Genomic DNA, 17,655 nt, shown 5'->3' on the forward strand with positions numbered 1-17,655 from the left:
GACTGAATACAAAAATCAGGACGAAAGTACTTTCAGCGCAATTTCAGAGCCGGGTAAACCGTCTTGTGCAATCAGCACAATCATGCCGAGGAATAGTGCCACTACCACCAGGTACCAGAGTACGCAAAACCAGATACCGTAAGTGCTTAACGGCGTAATATCTTCGGCCAGGCCAACACGCCAACCGGTAATGATATCGATCACCCCCAGCACAATAAAAAAGACAATGAAATAAAAACCCATCTTCCAGGACACAACAAAACACAGCGCAGAAATGCCCAGCAAGGCGATCAAGGCTAGATAATTGCGCCCGGAAAACACCAGGGATTTCACCACGCGCCCACCATCGAGCGGATGAACGGGAATCAGGTTAAACAAATTGATCAGTGCACTGGTCGACGCCACCAGGCCGGCAAAATGACTGTCCGTTACCCGATACACCAGGTAAAACACCAGGGTCATTACCAAACCAAACACCGGCCCCATCATGGAGATATACACATCCTGCCAGCGGGTTTTAGGATGGTCGCCCACCGCGAGGCCGCCCACAAAGGGAATCAGGTACATACCCTTGGTGGGAATACCGAATTTTTTCATTGCGCGCAAATGGCCATATTCGTGAAATACCAGGACGGCAATTAGCGCCAGCGCAAACTCCAGGGTAAACATCAGGCTGTAAACGGCAACAGAGGATGCCATCAGGGCCACCTTGAATACATTGACGGCTTTGATCAGCTTGAATGCCACCAGTCCCAAAGACAGCCAGGAAGTTTGGCGCACGGCGGGCTGTGTTGACACAACCGCCTCACCTCCGCCGATGGGGTTTTCAGCCGATCCCATCATCAAGGGCAACACTTCACCGCCCAGCCTTTCTCCCTGGCGCCACAACTCATACCTGGCTGTCTGATGACGAATATCCAGCGCAATACGCAAGCGCAACTCACCCAATGCTGGCAGGGACAATTGATGCTCACTCTCTGGCCCGAACTGGCGCACCTGCGACACCGTTTCACCATTGACCAAAACCTGTTCGTCACCCGACCAGGGTTTGGCAATAACCTCAAAGCGATGGCCCGCATAATCAAATGAAAAACCCGGCATAAATATCCTCGCGTCTGCTGGCCTAAGGGCCAGCCAATCAATACACTGTCGGCACAAAGACGCAGACAGGTTTCAACCTATGTTACGAATTGGCCAACAAAACCGCTTAACCATCATCAAAAAAACCGATTTCGGCATTTTTCTGGATGGAGGCAAGTTTGGCAACATTTTATTGCCCAAGCGCTATGTCACGGAAACGATGCTTATCGGCGATAGCCTGGATGTATTCCTTTATTACGATTCTGATGACTGCCTGATTGCTACCACACTGACCCCCAAAGTCATGGTGGGTGAATGCGCTCTGCTGGACGTAAAAGAAGTCAATAGTATTGGCGCCTTTCTTGATTGGGGTTTACCCAAAGACCTGTTGGTACCTTATGGCGAGCAACACAAACCCATGGAGGCCGGCCATCGCTATGTGGTCTATGTCTATCTCGACGCCCACACCGGTCGCATTACCGCCTCCTCAAAACTGAGTCGTCACCTGGAGGAACGCGCCAGCGGTTTCAAACCCGGCCAGGCTGTCAACCTGTTGATTTGCGGGCGCAGTGACATGGGCTACAAGGCCGTTGTCAATCACACACACCTCGGGCTGGTTTTCCGCGATGAAGCCCTGCGCACGCTCACCTATGGCGAACAGCTGACCGGCTATATCAAAAGCATCCGGGCAGATCGCAAAATTGATTTGAGTTTGCAGGCGCGCGGTAAAGATGCCAAGGACTCCCTGGCGGAAAAAATCCTGGCGGACTTGCAGCGCCGGGGCGGGACTTCTTACCTTACCGACAAAAGTGAACCGGATGACATCTACAAAGCATTCCAGGTCAGTAAAGGCAATTACAAAAATGCCCTGAGCCTGCTCTACAAGCAGCGCAAAATCCTGATTGAAAAAGACAAGATCACACTGGTGTAACCTATGAAAACAATTCGCTGGGGAATTATCGGGGTCGGCGATGTCTGCGAAGTGAAAAGTGGCCCGGCTTTTTACAAGGCACCGGCTTCGCAATTGCTGGCAGTCATGCGCCGCGATCCTGCCAAAGCGCAAGACTATGCCCTGCGCCATGGGGTTCCACTCTGGTCTGATAAGGCGCAGGTCCTGCTCGATCACCCGGATATCGATGCTATTTATATTGCGACACCACCGGCACAACATAAGGATTACGCCATCGCGGCCTTGCGTGCCGGCAAGCATGTCTATATCGAAAAACCGGTGACACTCAACGCCGCGGAATGCGATGCCATTATCGCAGCGGAACAACACAGTGGAAAACGTGTTTGTGCCGCCCATTACCGCCGTTATGTGCCCTGTTTTAATCACGTTATTGAATTGATTCGCCGTGGCGCCATAGGGACACCGCTACTGGTGCAACTGGATATGCTGCAACCCGCCGCATCAAGCATTATTACCACCACAGATGATAACTGGCGGGTTAATCCCGCCCTTTCCGGTGGCGGGTTGTTCCATGATTTATCGCCGCACCAGCTAGACCTTATGCTGCATTGGTTTGGCCCGGTTATTTCGGCACAAGGTTTTGCCATCAATCAGCGCCGGCTTAATCCGGCCGACGATTGCGTACACGGTTGGGCCCAATTGCAATCCGGCGTGGTATTGCAGGGGCGCTGGCATTTTGCAGTAGCGCCAGGACAAACCCGTGACCTGTGCGAAGTCATAGGCAGTAGCGGCAGAATAACAATCAACTTTTTTGGCCAGCAGGTTATTCGCCTGTACAACAGTGAGGGCGAACAGGAATTTACCATCCCCAATCCGCCCCATATCCAACAGCCGATGATCGAGCAGGTAAATGCCTACTTTCGTGGTGAGCGCGACAATCCGTGCAGTATGGCGCAAGCCAAGGCGGTGATGGCTTTAATCGATTGTTTTAGCCAGGGCTTGCCGCATCCATTAATCCCTGGCTAATAAATAGGGAAATAATGCGCGCTTTTGTTGCTCGCTCAGTGCAGCAACACAGCGCTGGTTGCGCTCGGGTACCTGGTCTATATCCGGAAAATACGCCAGGGCTTTTTCAAGGCTGGCTTCGCGAATGATATGGATGATGGGATAGGGCGAACGATTGGTAAGATTTGTATCATCTTCCGGTGCTGCCCCGGCAAAGCAATAATCCGGGTGAAAGCTGGCCAGTTGGTAAACTCCACTCCAGCCCTCTCGCTTAACCAGGCGATTGGCCCAGCCGAGAAATTGGTTGTAATCAAAAAAATCCTGCAAATACGCGGGCACTATCACCAGGGTGGTTTCAATCACATCTGCCGGCTCGCTATCAAGCAACGCCATTTCAGCGCGCAATACATCCAGCAGCTGCTCATCATCCTGTGCACGACCAATCACAAAACGCACCCGCTGCTCCTGTGTCGGCTTTGCTGCAAAAGGGCACAGGTTCAAACCAATGACCACCTGGTTTAACCAGCGTGTGACCTCGGCAACCAGGCTGCTATCGGATAGAGCGTTTTGCGATGGTGGGGAAGACATAGGGCTCTGCGCCAGACAGGTTAATCATGTGCTGATCGGACGGGCCAGCCATAAGCCCAGGCCTTCGATAAAATCCAACACCAGTTCGTCGTCACAAGCTTTGTATTGCGGATGCCCTGCCTTGCGGAACAGTGCTGACAAATCCGATTTGGTCAATTCGATAGTAACCAGGCGCAACAGGTCGCGCACATCCTGCTCATGGAGTTGATAGGCAATACGTAATTTTTTAAGCACATCGTTATTGCTTAACTTCGTCTGTTTATTCACAACTTCCACGCTGGCTTCCGGCTTTTGTCCACGCTGCTGCACAATCCATTGGTTAAGCAACTGGAGCAACAGGTATTGCGGTAAGTCTACAGATGCCGGTGAGGACTCGGGCACCAGCAAAGCATCCACCTCAGCAGGTTCCAGCTCTACGTCGATCGCCGCAAACCAGACCTGGAGTTCGGGTCGGCTGATAGCGAGGGATTGTGTAAGTTTGCGTAAAATGGCGTTCGTATTCATACCAACCACAATAGAGTGCGAGAAAGTGCGCGCATTCTATCAGATGACCGAAATAATCATGGAGCCTGCTTATGCACCCGTTTACCGAAGTGGACCCCTTCCAACCCGAACTGGTTGCAGGGCGCAAACGCGCCAAAGAGTTGTGCCAACAGCTAAATGCCCTAAGGGCCGACCAGCACAAAGCGCGCAAACCTATTTACCAGGCGTTGTTTGCACAGGTTAGCCGGGCCTATATCGAGCCCCACTTTTTCTGCGATTACGGCAGCAACATTTACCTGGGGGATAATTTTTACGCAAACCACAACTGTGTCATCCTGGATGTGGCCGACGTGCGTATAGGTGACAGGGTTATGTTTGGACCCAACGTACAACTTTATGCCACCACCCATCCACTCGATCCTGCCGAGCGCGCTACGGGAAAGGAATTTTGTGCAAACATCACGATTGGGGATGATTGCTGGATTGGTGGGGGAGCCATTATTCTGGCCGGCGTCACTATAGGGGCGGGCTCAGTGATAGGCGCAGGAAGCCTGGTCAACCGCGATATTCCCGCCGGCGTCGTGGCGGCAGGCAACCCCTGCAAGGTAATAAAAAACATACACAAAGCACAAAAAAACAACTAATTTTCATCAGGTTGCTGCAATTCCCTGTATTTTTGCTTGCCCACGGGCCGGTATTTTTTTAAGGTTCATCGCCACGCCTCCTTGAACACCCCTCAGGGTATTCAACAGTCGCCAGACAACCATAACCTTAGTGGGGGCTTTTCAGGCTACACCTTGCCAACAGTGTTTCTATCATCGGCGGGAAACAACCTTTCCACGCCTATGTATTAGCCACAGGGCACATGCATAGGCAATAGCACATGCAGTAAACGATTCGAACAACAGGCCGGAGTCTCCTGGCGGTAATGCTGTGCGGGATTTTTTGATACAGAGAGGTCATCATGCAGGACTTATTGCTCGAGCAGGGGCTCGAATTACTGGTTTACGGAATGGGCACGGTTTTCGTGTTTTTGATTTTGCTGGTGTATGCCGTGAACCTGATGTCATGGATCATCGCCACCTATTTTCCGGAGCCTGAGCCGCAAGTTGCGCCCCATCCAAAACCCAACATAGCGCAACATCCCGTCGATGAAACCACACTGGCTGTTATCAAGGCAGCTATCCGCCAACACCGCGACAAGCTGCAAGGCTGACCAGGAGATCGTCATGATAAATTCCAATAACCCTCTGGGCATCACCGATGTCGTACTGCGCGATGCGCACCAATCCCTGTTTGCCACCCGCCTGCGTATCGACGATATGCTGCCTATTGCCGAAAAGCTCGACCGTGTCGGCTTCTGGTCGCTGGAAACCTGGGGCGGCGCCACCTTTGATGCGTGTATCCGCTATTTGGGCGAAGACCCCTGGGATCGTATTCGCGAACTGAAAAAAGCCATGCCCAACACCCCACAGCAGATGCTGTTGCGCGGCCAGAACCTGCTGGGCTATCGCCACTATGCCGATGATGTGGTGGAAACCTTTGTAGAGCGGGCAGCGGCTAATGGTGTGGATGTGTTTCGCGTGTTCGATGCCATGAATGATATGCGCAATATCGAAACCGCCATGAAAGCGGTAAAACGCGTGGGCAAACACGCCCAGGGCACGCTCTCCTACACCACCAGCCAGGTTCACACCCTGGATGGCTGGATCGCCCAGGCCAAGCAAATTGAAGATATGGGCGCAGACTCCATTTGTATTAAAGACATGGCCGGCCTGCTCAAACCCTATGATGGCTACAAACTGGTAAAACGCCTGAAGGAAGAGTGCGATATCCCCATCCATATGCAATGCCATGCCACTACCGGCCTGGCCCACGCCACCATCCTCAAGTGTGTCGAAGCCGGTATCGATAATGTGGATACCGCTATTTCCTCCATGTCCATGACCTATGGCCATAGCCCTACCGAAACCCTGGTAGCCACCCTGGAGGGCACCAATCGCGCCACGGGGCTGGACCTGATCCTGCTGGAAGAAATCGCCGCCTATTTCCGCGAAGTGCGCAAGAAGTACGCAAAGTTCGAAGGTTCCCTCAAGGGTGTGGATGCGCGCATCCTGATCGCCCAGGTGCCCGGCGGCATGCTCACCAATATGGAGAGCCAGTTGCGCGAGCAAAACGCGCTGGACCGTTTTGATGATGTGCTGGCCGAAATTCCCCGCGTGCGTGAAGACCTCGGCTTTATCCCCCTGGTCACCCCCACCTCGCAAATCGTAGGCACCCAATCGGTGATCAATGTGCTGAGCGGCGCGCGCTATAAAACCATTTCCAGGGAGACCGCCGGGGTACTGCGCGGCGAGTATGGTTCAACCCCCGCCCCGGTCAACCCTGAATTGCAAGCGCGCGTCCTGGAAGATGGCGAACTGCCTGTCACCTGCCGCCCCGCCGATAACCTGGCCCCCGAACTGGAGCAATTGACGCTGACGCTGGAAAAAGAGGCCACCGAGCGCAAGATCAGGCTGCACAATGGCGATCAGCAAATTGACGATGTGCTCACCTATGCCCTGTTCCCGCAAGTCGGTTTGAAATTCCTCGCCAACCGGGATAACCCGGCAGCGTTCGAACCCGTGCCAACGGGTCGCGAAACCGGGGTGCCAACCAACGACAGCGGCGATGAGGTTTACACCGTTGAACTAGAGGGCCGCCAATACACCGTCACCGTCAGCAATGGCGGCGACCTGACCGGGATAGTGCCTATAAGCGGCAGCCATGCCAGTACTCACAAGGCCAGTGGTGGCGCGAGTACACCGATTAACGCGCCCCTGGCAGGCAACATCGTCAAGGTGTTCGTCAAAGAGGGCGATGTCGTTGCTGAAGGTGAGCCGCTGTTGTTACTGGAGGCCATGAAAATGGAAACCCAGGTTAGCGCTCCTGCTGCCGGTGTCGTTCGCAGTGTCGATGTCAAAACCGGCGATGCGGTCACTGTTAGCCAGCAGCTGCTGACACTGGCCTAAGGAGCTGTCCATGGAATCCCTGTTAAAACTCTGGACTTCTACCGGTATTTACAACATGCAATCCGGGCAACTGATCATGATCGGTATCTGCCTGGTGTTGTTATTCCTGGCCATTCGCAAAGGTTTCGAACCGCTATTGCTGGTACCCATAGGTTTTGGCGGCCTGCTCGCCAACCTGCCAGCGGCTGGTATGGCGTTTTCGGCGATCGAACAGGCACTGCACAATGGCACACCGGAAATTGGCGCCGCCCTGGCACAGTTGGTGGGACTGGCAGCCGATACACCCGATGGACAGATCTACAAAGCGCTCAGTGCCGATCCGGTGATTTACCAAACCGCCCTGCATATGGTGCAAAACGCCGGTTATGGCAACGGTATGCTCTACACCTTCTACACCGTGGCCATTGCCAGTGGTATAGCGCCGCTGGTGATCTTTATCGGCGTTGGGGCCATGACTGACTTCGGCCCGCTGCTGGCCAACCCCAAGACCCTGCTGCTCGGCGCCGCAGCCCAGTTTGGTATTTTCGCCACTGTATTGGGAGCCATTGCCCTGGGGTATTTTGGCCTGGACTTCTCCATTGCCGATGCCGCCGCTATCGGCATTATCGGCGGCGCCGATGGCCCTACGGCCATTTATGTCGCCAGCAAACTGGCGCCCGATCTGCTGGGAGCCATCGCTGTTGCCGCCTACAGCTATATGGCGCTGGTGCCACTCATCCAGCCGCCCATCATGCGCCTGCTGACCACCAAGGCCGAGCGCGAGATTGTGATGACCCAATTGCGGGTAGTCGGCAAGCGGGAAAAGATTGCCTTTCCGGTGATTATGCTGGTGCTGGTTGGTTTGCTGCTGCCGGATGCGGCGCCGCTGCTGGGCGCTTTCTGCCTGGGTAATTTGATGCGCGAATGCGGTGTGGTGGATCGCCTGTCCGATACCGCCCAAAACGCGCTGATTAACATTACCACCCTGTTCCTCGGCCTGGCGGTAGGCTCCAAGCTGGCAGCCGATAAATTCCTCGACCCCAAAACCCTGGGCATCCTGGCATTGGGGATTATGGCTTTCGGTTTGGGTACAGCGGCGGGGGTCATTATGGCCAAGATCATGAACCTGTTCAGCAAGCACAAGGTGAATCCGCTGATTGGCTCGGCCGGGGTTTCTGCCGTACCTATGGCCGCAAGGGTTTCCAACAAACTCGGCCTGCAAGCTAACCCGCAGAACTACCTGCTGATGCACGCCATGGGGCCCAATGTCGCCGGGGTGATTGGTTCGGCAGTTGCCGCCGGGGTGATGATCAGCATCGTCAGCTCATTGCCGGCAGGCTGATCCTTCCTGGCAGCAGTGCCTCTAACTAATAAGGGCGGTCTCTGACCGCCCTTATTATGTTGTCCAGGGAGTTACTGATAAACCCTCACATAATCCACGTACATACGCTGCGGGAATACGCTACCGGCATCCGGGCTACCGGGCCAATTGCCCCCCACCGCCACATTCAGCAACAGGAAGAAAGGTTTGTCGAATGCCCAATTGCCATAGTTTTGCACCTGGCTGCGGCTGACACTGTAGAAGCGGTTGTTATCGACATACCAGACGATTTCATTCGTATTCCACTCCACCGCATACACATGGTAGTCGGCGTCCACATACTGGCCCATTTGATAAGTACCCATGAAAGGAGTGTTGCCCGAATAACTGGGACCATGGATAGCGCCATGGGTAATAGTGGGCTCAAAACCGACATGCTCCATGATGTCTATTTCACCGGAGTTGGGCCAGCCTACCTGGCCAAGGTCGTTACCCAACATCCAGAACGCTGGCCAAATCCCCTGTGTTTGCGGCAACTTCAGGCGCGCCTCAATACGCCCGTATTGGAAGGTTTTCTTATCGCGCGTAATCATACGTGTTGAGGTGTAATTACAGCGCCCATACCAGCACTGGTAATTGCCGGGGTTGTCGCGCCGCGCTTCGAGCACCAGGACATTACTGCCCGCCTGGGCATCGTATTGGATAGAGGCATTCTGCCCGCCGGTGTAATACTGCAGTTCGTTATTACCCCAGCCGCCACCGCCGGTTTCAAAAGTCCAGTTAGCCGTGTTGATGTTGTTAAACTCATCGGCCCAGACCAGCGGACGATTGGAAGACGCCGCGCGCACAATGACCGAGGTCACGTTATCGTTAAACCCTTCATTGACCAGGCAATCATCATCGGCGGTTACCACGCGCGACGTACCGGTGAAATTATTACCCTGGTACAACACCGCCTCATAACCGGCAGCAACGCGCAACGAGGAGGCATCGTTATCGATAAACCCGCGCGACTGGAGCGCAGCCAGGTTGTAGGAACCAACATCCAGCCCCACAGACCAGCCGCCGTAATTGCAATGCTGGAACACCGTGACCTTGGCAGAAGCACCATTGGGCACGATTTCAATCCAGTTGAAATTCCAGCCATTGGTACGGGCAAATACCCCCAGGTTGTAGGTACCCGCATTGATATTGACGTTGCGTGTCACCGTGGTCCAATTTTGCCAGCCGCCAGTGGCCGGGATGGGGAAATCGCCCAATACAATGCCGCCTGCATTCAAATCGACTGACGCTGTTGCACCATTGGGTGATGCAACGCGCATGCGGACGGTATAGCTGCCGCTGGAGGGAATGGTGAGATTGTTGTAGGCCAACCATTCATTAGCCTCAATCCAACCTACGTTATAGCCCCCGCCGGTATCACTGGTGGCTTCAATGTCTACATCATCACCGCGATAGACACCCCCGGTGTTACCCGGCGTGGTGTCATAAAACGCATTGTAATTTTCAGCCTGGAAAACCACGGCACTGGCACCCAGCGAAAGACCAAACCCCGCCAGGGTGAAGCAGCCGCAGCGAATTAACTGCGTAATTTTATTCATGGTTGTTATCACTCGTGATCAGTTGTGAAAATAATGAGGTTGCAAACCCGCCTGTTTTCCCTGTGTTATCCGTATTTTCCCCACTGGCAAAGGCTCTTTTTTTGCCAGCATCCGATCCACGCTAATCGAGCAAAAACACAAATTCAATCCGATAGAATCCGGATTTCCGGCAATAAAACGTTCGACTTTACGCCGTTTACCAATATTCATACTTATTGCCATGGGTGGTGCCACTTTTGTCGGTAACACACAACCGAAAGTGAACCGCAGGTATTTTTTACAGTGTTGATCCAGGCGAAATTTTTGCGACCTAAGGTAACAATTCTGTTATCAGGTGCGTAACAGCATTATCTGCACGATTTTCTGGCGAAAAATAATGGAGGGATTAATCCGGATGAGTGCCAGGTTACGCCGCACTTAACTTGGGAATGTCCACCGGCGCGAGCGCTGCCCGCACCGGGCAGGATAAGGCGTTAACGAACAGCCCCTATACCCAATGATAATAATTCAAAGCCGCCGGTCGAGGTTTGCACACGAACCTTATTGGTGCCCTGCTGCAATTCGACAACGCCCAATACCTGGTTGTACCAATCCGCGGAGGCAGCCAGGGCTTGTTCAACCTGCTCCACCTGGTTGACACGCACTCCCAGGCGACTTTCCGCTACAGCAGCACGCACGCTTGCAGAAATTGTATAGTGCGCGGCCTTGTCAACCTCAATCGTATATTCCAACCACTCACCGGCTTCTATGTGATTCACATAATAGGCCTTGCGCTTGTCATCATGGGCAATATCGACACCCTCATTCCGGTATACCCTGCCGCGGTTCCAGGGCATGCGCTCACTGCCGGTAGACACATGATAATTCGCAGAGTCCTTATCCCAATAGGCATGCCCACTCAGTCCCACATCAAAATCTACCGCCGCAATTTTTCCACCCCGCCTGGTAATGCGATGCGCCTTGAAAGGGATGGTCATCGCTGAATGGGGTTGACGCAACATCGCATCGACAACGTCAGTGTGTATACGATTATGTTCATAGCGCAGGTCATGGGTTGCCAGTTGCATCAGTGCCTTTTTCGCCACAGCCGGTGTCGGTCGTTCAGCTTTTCCCTGCCAGTAATCCACCAGTTTCCAGTAATCTGCATTGGGTTGTATTTCAAGCGGATTGTTAAAACCGATTTTCTTTAACGGCCACCAGGCCCAACCGATGCCCTGGGACTCCACCAGGCGAATGGCATCGGTAAACCAGAGGTTGGAATTTTCGCCCGCTTCCCCGAGCCAGAGCGGCATATTGTATTTTTCGCGCAGATCGAGATGGCCCTGGATATCGGCGAGCTGATTGTAATTCCAGTATTTATGGAAACTGAGCACCAGGTTCTTATCCCAGGGCGGGAGAATGCCGGCGTAGTTATTACCCCAGCAATTGCCCTCGATAATAATCATGTGTTTGTCATCCACTTCGCGGATAGCGCGCGTGATGTCCACCAGCAATTGCCTGAGCGGCTGGTTTTGGGTTTCCTTGCAGCCGTTTTTGTCCTCGGGATTTTCAAAACCCCAATTGGGTTCGTTGATAATGTCGTAACCGCCCACGGCCGGTTCATTGGCGTAGCGCTGCGCCAATTTGCGCCAGAGCGCGATGGTTTTTTGCCGGTTGGCTTCGCTCTGCCAGAGCGAAGGGGTGTCGGGATTGCGGTCTGAAATAGGCAGGTCGTTGCCCTGTCCACCCGGCGCTGCGTGCAAATCCAGGATCACATACAGATTGTTGGCCCTGGCCCAGGCAATTAATTGGTCCGTCAAGGCAAAGCCCTGCTCCAGCCAGGTGTCCTGCCCCGCGACAGGCTCCTGCTCTACAGGCAGGGTGTAAAGGTTGTAGTGCATGGGCAGGCGCACCGAATTAAATCCCCAGCGCGCCATGGCATCGATATCGGCCTTGGTGGTGTGGTTGGCCAGCCAGGCCTGGTAAAACGCCGCCGTTGCCTCAGCGCCAACCAGCGCCTCTATTTTTGCGCGAATCACATGCTGCTGGCCGAGATTGCCGAGGCGCAGCATATAGCCCTCCTGCAACATCCAGCCGCCCAGGCCAACACCGCGCAGTAAAATCCTCTCCCCCCGCTCATTAACGATGTGTTGCCCCTGCGCACGCAGATAACCCTGGGCCTGTGCAACACCCGAAATGACGATGAGTAAAAACAGCAACCAATTGATAGGCCGTAGACAAATCACATTTATGTCCTCTTCACTCGTTATTATCCGCTGTCATGGTTAGTAAACACCGGGGTATTAGGTTCACCCGGTATTGCTATCCTACTAGCCGACACCCGGGCAGGCGTTTGAATAAAAACGAAAACGTCCCTGTTGTCTTCCCAGTTTGGGCCGTCCCTTTAAGTGGGAAACCAATCAATGGCTGGTAATGTTGAAAGGATTCAATTACCGGAAAAAAATCCAAGCCCCCACGTGGACACTGCCTGCAATTTCTGCCAGTGTGTTAAGCATTGTCAGAGGGGTAGATAACCATAACAGCAAACCAATAAAGGCAATAACCTCCATAGATGCTAATGAACGAAACCATATTCAATATCCACGATCTGGTGCTGATGATGACTGCCATCCAATGCGCCTGTTTCGTAATCCTTATTCTGGTAACCAATCCGCGTACGAATAACAGCAATTATTTTCTCGCTGCCTTCTTGCTGACACATGTCTTTATTCCCATGCACGAACTGGTACTCTGGGGCGCAGATTTCAAAATGATTGCACTCGATCATTATCCGCGCTTATTTATGTGGATGGGTTTTGGTTACTATCTCGATGCAGCCCTACTGTATTTTTATATCAAATCCCTGGTCTACCAGGACTTCCAGCTTCGTTGGCGCGATAGCCTGCACCTGATTCCCCTGGCCGTTTTTGCGCTTTTTTTGACGTTTACCTTTTACAACCACAGCCTCGCCGAACGCATCATCCTGATCGACGATGATATTTATATGTACAGCCCCGGCTATCTCAGTATGGATTTACTGTGCAAATTGGCGCGCATCAGCTACTGCGCAGCCTGTCTGTTATTGATCAGGCAATATCGCAATCGTTTAAAGATTACCCACTCCAATATCGAGCGGGTGGATATTCGCTGGCTGATATCCCTGGTGATTGGCTTTCTGGTTATCGCCATCATGGAGGCGGGTTTGGCATTTGCCAAAATCCTCCATTTGTTTGTTCCATTCCACCCACATTGGTTTGAAGTTATCGGCTTGACCGGTTACTACGTGGTGTTTGTCCTGGTGTTGGCGCTGGTATTTACCAGCATCCGCTATTTTTCCGGCTTTATTGCCATTGCGCAGAGGGAGGCGCACCGGCAAATTCCCGAGGAAAATTTATTCAACCGCCATTTCATCGACAATATCGACACGACCATGCGTGCGCACAAACCCTATCTGCAACCGGATCTAACCCTGGATATGCTGGCCGAAACCCTGGAGATACCGGCGCGCGACCTGTCGCTGATTTTCAGCCGCCATTTCGACAGCAATTTCTACGAGTTTGTGAATCGCTACCGCATTGAGGAGGCCAAACGCATGCTGGCCGACCCAAAACATAAAGGCAAAACCATCACCCATATCTACCTGGATGCCGGCTTTAACAGCAAATCGGTATTCAACACCCTGTTTAAAAAATACCTGGGCCAGACGCCCTCGGAATACCGCCTGGCGCAGCTGCGTCACGCGTAAAAAATAAAAAAAGCCGCGGCAAGATTGCACGCGGCTTGCGCTTAACGGCTTAACAATTTATCAGTAGATCTCAAACTCCCACAGCGAAATGCCATAGCCACCGGCGCGGGTCACGCCCAGGATACGCACATAGCGGCCACTGGCCGAGAGCGAATGGACATCCACACCGCCGTCGCTGTCGGCTTCCGTCACCAGCGTAGACCAGTTGGTCGCATCGTTGGAAACCTGGATATGGTAGGACTTGGCATAGGCATCCTCCCACACCAGGCGGACGCTGCTGATCGGCCTGACACTGCCCAGGTCGACATAGATCCATTGGCCATCGAGGAATTGGCTGCCCCAGCGGGTGCCGGCATTGCCATCGGTCGCATTGGCAGCCGCCCAGGCTTCACCCTCGATGGAGGAGGCCACTGTGGGACGGTTGAGTGCCAGGTTGCCGACAGGTGTCGCCACACTGCTGGCGGCACTCGACAGGGACGAGGAAGACGAAGAATCCACAGCAACCGAACTGCTGGAAGCGCTGCTCAGCGATGAGGAGCTTACCTCGCTGCTTGAGCTGGCTGCCGATGACGTCGAAGCACTGGAGCTGCTGCCGGTTCCGGCGAGCGAGAATTTTATCCAGTTGATATTCACCGGCTGGTCGAATACCAGACGCAGTTTGCGCGCGCCCATACCCAGGGTCAGTTGCGCCTGGGTATTGGCCCAGGTTTGCAGGCCGCCGGTAGCAGGAATATTGATAACCCCGGTTGGTACACCGTCCACCAGCACATTGATGCTGCCGCCGGTTTCACTGGCTACGCGCAGATCGAGATCGTAGGCGGTAGCTGTGCTGGTCAGGTTGTACTCCACCCAGCCGCCGGCCTCCATATCGCTCAGGTTGAGGAAGCCGGAAGCATCGCGTGTTTCCTCAACGCGGACACCGCTGCGCGCCGCGTAATTCTCGGCCTGCACCAGCTTGGGCAGGGTGTGCACACTGGTCTCGCCGTGAACCGGCATATTGACGTAAATACTGCCCAGCTCGGTCAGCACGCCGGACTGGCGATAATCAAACAGCCCGTTAAAGGGATGCCCGTTGCGGCGGCCGGTAAACCAGGCATAGCGCTCCATATCCGAATTGCTTTCAAAGGAATCCACCACCTGGATCAGCATACGCTTCTGGTCGTCCAGGGTTTTCACCGTTTCCCAGGCGGAAAATTCTGTCATCCAAATGGGGCGGCCGTATTTTTTAAACTCGTTCACATACCACTCGACACCATACACATCCGGCATATAGGCGTGGATGGAAATGGCATCCACCCGGCAGGTGGGACAGAGTTCAAAAAAATCATCCAGGTAATCGAAAGGGCTGTAATAGGTAGTGCCGTTTTCGGTGACGCAATGGCCGCAGAAGTTCATGGCGACACTGACGATCTTCAAACCGAACTCATCAGCGATGGCTTCCAGCCGCGGCCATTGGGCAACCGCCTGGGAAGGGGTCATATTGGCCTGGTCGATAAAGTTGGGCTCGTTAAAGGCGAGGATGTACTTCACATCCGGGTGGGCGGCGATATAGGCGCGCATGGCAGCGTCGTTAAAGTTGCCGTTCCAGGCCATGGGCGCAAACTCCACACCGTATTGCCGGTACACGTCCTTTATCATCAAATCCGGGCTGTGGCTCCAGTTGTACCACCAGCTGATGCCCCTGGAGATAACCGCCAGATCCTCCAGCGAGTGGCTGCCGTAACCCAGGCCGCGCTTGGCGCTCTTGGCCTGGCCGTAATCCTTGTCGATAAAAATAAACGTCCTCGCCGTCGAGCTGAGTTCGCCGTCGCTCACTGTCAGGGTGACATGGTAGGCGCCTTCGCTGGTGTAGGTGTGGTTGACATTCACCCCGGTCGCGCTGGTGCCATCGCCAAAATCCCACACATAACTAAGTTCATCGCCATTGACATCAACGGACCTGCTGCCATCAAAGTTGATGATCGCCGGCGCTATACCGCCCATCAGCGAGGTTTTGATCGCGGCCGATGGTGCGCGGTTAACCGGGGTGCCGTTGGTGCCCGGGTCCTGCGCCGCCTGGCCGCCGGAGAGATACACATCATCGATACTGATGCCGTCGGTTTCACCGCCGCCCAGCACTTGCAGCAGTTGGCGCACATCAAACAGATCCAGATCCCTGGCCAGCTCGCTCATGGGAATCTCGATCTCGTGCCACTGGCCGTCGCGCACAAAGCCGTAGGGGTCATTACCGGCCTTGAACTGGATCCACTTCTGGCCGATACCGTCCTGGGAGCCGCTTTTAAAACCTATCTGGAAATCGCCGGGGTGGGTGGTTTTCAGGGAAAAATGCAGCTTGGCTTCGGGGTTGTCGAACGCGGTGAGGTTAAAGCCATCACGCGCAGTCAGGCCCATGCCGAACCAGCCCTTGCCGGTGGATTTCAGGTGCAGGGCCGAATTGCCCTCTTTGTTATCACCGTTCTCCAGGGTCAGGGTTTCGTCCCACAGGAACAGATCACCGCTGACGCCAAAGGCAAATTCACCGGCATTCTTATGCGCCGGAGTCTCGGTATAGATACCGAAATTGCCAAACTCGGGCGCTTGCAGGGCGATGCTTTCGCTCAGGTAGATATTGTCAAAGGCAATTTCCATGGGCTCGGCCGGGCCGGGGCCGAAGACGCTGAAAAAGGTTTTGATGGTTTCAAAATCCAGGTTGCCGAATTTGCTCAGCGGGATAGCCACATGGTGCCACTCGCCATCGCGCACCAGGCCGTACTGGTCGCCGCCCTCATAAAAATCCACCTTGCCATCGCCACCCGAGGTGCTGGCCATGCCGATGCTGAAATTGCCGGGGGAACTGGTTTTGATATCCAGGTGCAGGTAGCCATGCTGGTAATTGCGCATGTTGTAGTCCTTGTGCAGCAGGCCCATGCCCCACCAGTCGCCGGGCGCGATGGAATAGGCCAGGGCGCCGCTGCCCTCGGAGGGCGTGGTGGCAATATTGGTCATATTGTTCCACACATACAGATTGGTGCGGTCGCCCCAGTTCAGCTCATTGAGTACCGGCGTGGTTTCCGTGCTGATGCCGAAATTGCCGCTCGGCAGGTCGTCGTTGGCCACAGACAGCTCAGTGTGCTCATTGGCGTAGAGACGCACATAGTCCACATACATCCGGGCCGGGAAAGGCGCGGTGATCTGCGCGGGGTCGGTGATCTCCACAAAGTTCCAGCCACCCACGGCGAGGTTGAGGATGATCGACGCCGGGTTGTCGCGCAGTTCCGCCATATTGGCGTCGGTGATTTCCATGGTGAAATAAGGATTGTTATCCACGCTGATGGTGACATGGGTGGGCGTCCACTCCAGCCTGTAGGTGTGGTAGTCCTCATAGAAATTGGCAGGCAACTGGGTAGATTGTGCAAAGTCAGCCTGTAGCCAATCACTCCAGGTGCCCGATTCGTGCCACCAGTGCACAGCGGCGGATACGGACTTGTTGACCGTGCCGTCCAACTGCGCGGAGCGATAACCCGCCTCAAGGATGTCCCACTCGCCGGATTTGGGCCAGCCGTCCAGGCCAAAGTTGGTGCCCAGCATCCAGAATGCCGGCCACAGGCCGTTATCCACCCGCGGCAATTTGATACGCGCCTCCAGGGTGCCAAAGCGGAAGGACATGCGCCCATTAGTATGCAGCCGTGCCGAGGTGAACTCCCGACCCTCATAGGCTTCGCGCCGGGCCTCGATAACCAGCTTGCCATCTTCTATATAGGCGTTTTCACTGCGCGCGGTGTAATACTGCAATTCGCCATTGCCGTTGCCATCGCCACCGACCTTATAGGACCAGATGGAATGGTCGATCCGCGTACCGTTAAATTCATCCGCCCAGAGTGGAGTAGGTGTTTGTGCAAAGCTGGTAGGGGGACATAGCAGAACACCCAGCGCCAGTACGCCGGGCATGAATAACCGCAAGGGAGTTTTCATGG

The 17,655-nt window shown here is 54.3% G+C and carries 14 protein-coding genes; 7 read left to right on the forward strand and 7 right to left on the reverse strand.

Annotated features, from left to right (window positions below; genetic code table 11):
• Positions 1-15: 15 nt before the first annotated feature.
• Complete coding sequence (locus tag CJA_RS13280) at positions 16-1,101, reverse strand: site-2 protease family protein (RefSeq protein ID WP_012488344.1); 1,086 nt, start codon at positions 1,099-1,101, stop codon at positions 16-18.
• A 79-nt stretch (positions 1,102-1,180) separates the two neighbouring features.
• Here CJA_RS13280 and CJA_RS13285 point away from each other — a divergent pair, with 79 nt between their 5' ends.
• The gene (locus CJA_RS13285; RefSeq protein WP_012488345.1) at positions 1,181-2,011 is read left to right on the forward strand and encodes a CvfB family protein; all 831 of its coding nucleotides are present in this window, start codon (positions 1,181-1,183) and stop codon (positions 2,009-2,011) included.
• Between the two features lie 3 nt (positions 2,012-2,014).
• On the forward strand, positions 2,015-3,016 hold the full coding sequence (locus tag CJA_RS13290; RefSeq protein WP_012488346.1) for a Gfo/Idh/MocA family protein: 1,002 nt from the start codon (positions 2,015-2,017) through the stop codon (positions 3,014-3,016).
• Here CJA_RS13290 and CJA_RS13295 read toward each other — a convergent pair.
• Together CJA_RS13295 and CJA_RS13300 are read right to left on the reverse strand one after the other, a co-directional pair.
• The gene (locus CJA_RS13295) at positions 3,002-3,583 is read right to left on the reverse strand and encodes a DUF1415 domain-containing protein (protein WP_012488347.1); all 582 of its coding nucleotides are present in this window, start codon (positions 3,581-3,583) and stop codon (positions 3,002-3,004) included. The genes CJA_RS13290 and CJA_RS13295 overlap by 15 nt on opposite strands.
• A gap of 24 nt (positions 3,584-3,607) precedes the next feature.
• Positions 3,608-4,087: a DUF1456 family protein gene (locus tag CJA_RS13300; RefSeq protein ID WP_041551533.1), complete on the reverse strand. Its 480-nt coding sequence runs from the start codon at positions 4,085-4,087 to the stop codon at positions 3,608-3,610.
• A 71-nt stretch (positions 4,088-4,158) separates the two neighbouring features.
• Here CJA_RS13300 and CJA_RS13305 point away from each other — a divergent pair, with 71 nt between their 5' ends.
• The 4 genes from CJA_RS13305 to CJA_RS13320 all read left to right on the forward strand — a co-directional run bounded on the left by CJA_RS13305 (position 4,159) and on the right by CJA_RS13320 (position 8,398).
• Positions 4,159-4,710 (forward strand): sugar O-acetyltransferase, encoded by a 552-nt coding sequence (locus CJA_RS13305; RefSeq protein WP_012488349.1) that lies wholly within the window; start codon positions 4,159-4,161, stop codon positions 4,708-4,710.
• A gap of 320 nt (positions 4,711-5,030) precedes the next feature.
• The gene (locus CJA_RS13310; protein WP_012488350.1) at positions 5,031-5,282 is read left to right on the forward strand and encodes an OadG family protein; all 252 of its coding nucleotides are present in this window, start codon (positions 5,031-5,033) and stop codon (positions 5,280-5,282) included.
• A gap of 13 nt (positions 5,283-5,295) precedes the next feature.
• On the forward strand, positions 5,296-7,077 hold the full coding sequence (oadA, locus tag CJA_RS13315) for a sodium-extruding oxaloacetate decarboxylase subunit alpha (RefSeq protein WP_012488351.1): 1,782 nt from the start codon (positions 5,296-5,298) through the stop codon (positions 7,075-7,077).
• Between the two features lie 10 nt (positions 7,078-7,087).
• Entirely contained in the window at positions 7,088-8,398 is a 1,311-nt protein-coding gene (locus tag CJA_RS13320; protein WP_012488352.1) for a sodium ion-translocating decarboxylase subunit beta, read from the forward strand.
• A gap of 71 nt (positions 8,399-8,469) precedes the next feature.
• Here the strand turns inward: CJA_RS13320 and CJA_RS13325 are convergent, their stop codons facing one another.
• The 3 genes from CJA_RS13325 to CJA_RS13330 form a co-directional block, all read right to left on the reverse strand.
• Positions 8,470-9,978, reverse strand: a complete 1,509-nt coding sequence (locus CJA_RS13325; RefSeq protein ID WP_012488353.1) for a family 16 glycosylhydrolase — start codon at positions 9,976-9,978, stop codon at positions 8,470-8,472.
• Positions 9,979-9,996: 18 nt separating this feature from the next.
• Positions 9,997-10,188, reverse strand: coding sequence for a hypothetical protein (locus tag CJA_RS19355; protein ID WP_148208876.1), 192 nt, complete (start codon positions 10,186-10,188; stop codon positions 9,997-9,999).
• Between the two features lie 263 nt (positions 10,189-10,451).
• Positions 10,452-12,203 carry a cellulase family glycosylhydrolase gene (locus CJA_RS13330; protein WP_012488354.1) on the reverse strand — a complete coding sequence of 584 codons (1,752 nt, stop codon included), beginning with the start codon at positions 12,201-12,203 and terminating at the stop codon, positions 10,452-10,454.
• 332 nt (positions 12,204-12,535) lie between these two features.
• Here CJA_RS13330 and CJA_RS13335 point away from each other — a divergent pair, with 332 nt between their 5' ends.
• The gene (locus CJA_RS13335; RefSeq protein ID WP_041551534.1) at positions 12,536-13,702 is read left to right on the forward strand and encodes an AraC family transcriptional regulator; all 1,167 of its coding nucleotides are present in this window, start codon (positions 12,536-12,538) and stop codon (positions 13,700-13,702) included.
• A gap of 60 nt (positions 13,703-13,762) precedes the next feature.
• Here the strand turns inward: CJA_RS13335 and CJA_RS13340 are convergent, their stop codons facing one another.
• Positions 13,763-17,653, reverse strand: coding sequence for a glycosyl hydrolase (locus CJA_RS13340; protein WP_012488357.1), 3,891 nt, complete (start codon positions 17,651-17,653; stop codon positions 13,763-13,765).
• Between the last annotated feature and the right edge of the window lie 2 nt (positions 17,654-17,655).

It is taken from the genome of Cellvibrio japonicus Ueda107 (assembly GCF_000019225.1).
GTDB classification, from domain to species: domain Bacteria; phylum Pseudomonadota; class Gammaproteobacteria; order Pseudomonadales; family Cellvibrionaceae; genus Cellvibrio; species Cellvibrio japonicus.

Excerpts from the sequence above, each read along its gene's own strand:
- CJA_RS13280 (WP_012488344.1), bottom strand. The coding sequence starts at position 1,101 with ATGCCGGGTTTTTCATTTGATTATGCGGGCCATCGCTTTGAGGTTATT.
- CJA_RS13285 (WP_012488345.1), top strand. The coding sequence starts at position 1,181 with ATGTTACGAATTGGCCAACAAAACCGCTTAACCATCATCAAAAAAACC.
- CJA_RS13290 (WP_012488346.1), top strand. The coding sequence starts at position 2,015 with ATGAAAACAATTCGCTGGGGAATTATCGGGGTCGGCGATGTCTGCGAA.
- CJA_RS13295 (WP_012488347.1), bottom strand. The coding sequence starts at position 3,583 with ATGTCTTCCCCACCATCGCAAAACGCTCTATCCGATAGCAGCCTGGTT.
- CJA_RS13300 (WP_041551533.1), bottom strand. The coding sequence starts at position 4,087 with ATGAATACGAACGCCATTTTACGCAAACTTACACAATCCCTCGCTATC.
- CJA_RS13305 (WP_012488349.1), top strand. The coding sequence starts at position 4,159 with ATGCACCCGTTTACCGAAGTGGACCCCTTCCAACCCGAACTGGTTGCA.
- CJA_RS13310 (WP_012488350.1), top strand. The coding sequence starts at position 5,031 with ATGCAGGACTTATTGCTCGAGCAGGGGCTCGAATTACTGGTTTACGGA.
- oadA (WP_012488351.1), top strand. The coding sequence starts at position 5,296 with ATGATAAATTCCAATAACCCTCTGGGCATCACCGATGTCGTACTGCGC.
- CJA_RS13320 (WP_012488352.1), top strand. The coding sequence starts at position 7,088 with ATGGAATCCCTGTTAAAACTCTGGACTTCTACCGGTATTTACAACATG.
- CJA_RS13325 (WP_012488353.1), bottom strand. The coding sequence starts at position 9,978 with ATGAATAAAATTACGCAGTTAATTCGCTGCGGCTGCTTCACCCTGGCG.
- CJA_RS19355 (WP_148208876.1), bottom strand. The coding sequence starts at position 10,188 with ATGAATATTGGTAAACGGCGTAAAGTCGAACGTTTTATTGCCGGAAAT.
- CJA_RS13335 (WP_041551534.1), top strand. The coding sequence starts at position 12,536 with ATGAACGAAACCATATTCAATATCCACGATCTGGTGCTGATGATGACT.
- CJA_RS13340 (WP_012488357.1), bottom strand. The coding sequence starts at position 17,653 with ATGAAAACTCCCTTGCGGTTATTCATGCCCGGCGTACTGGCGCTGGGT.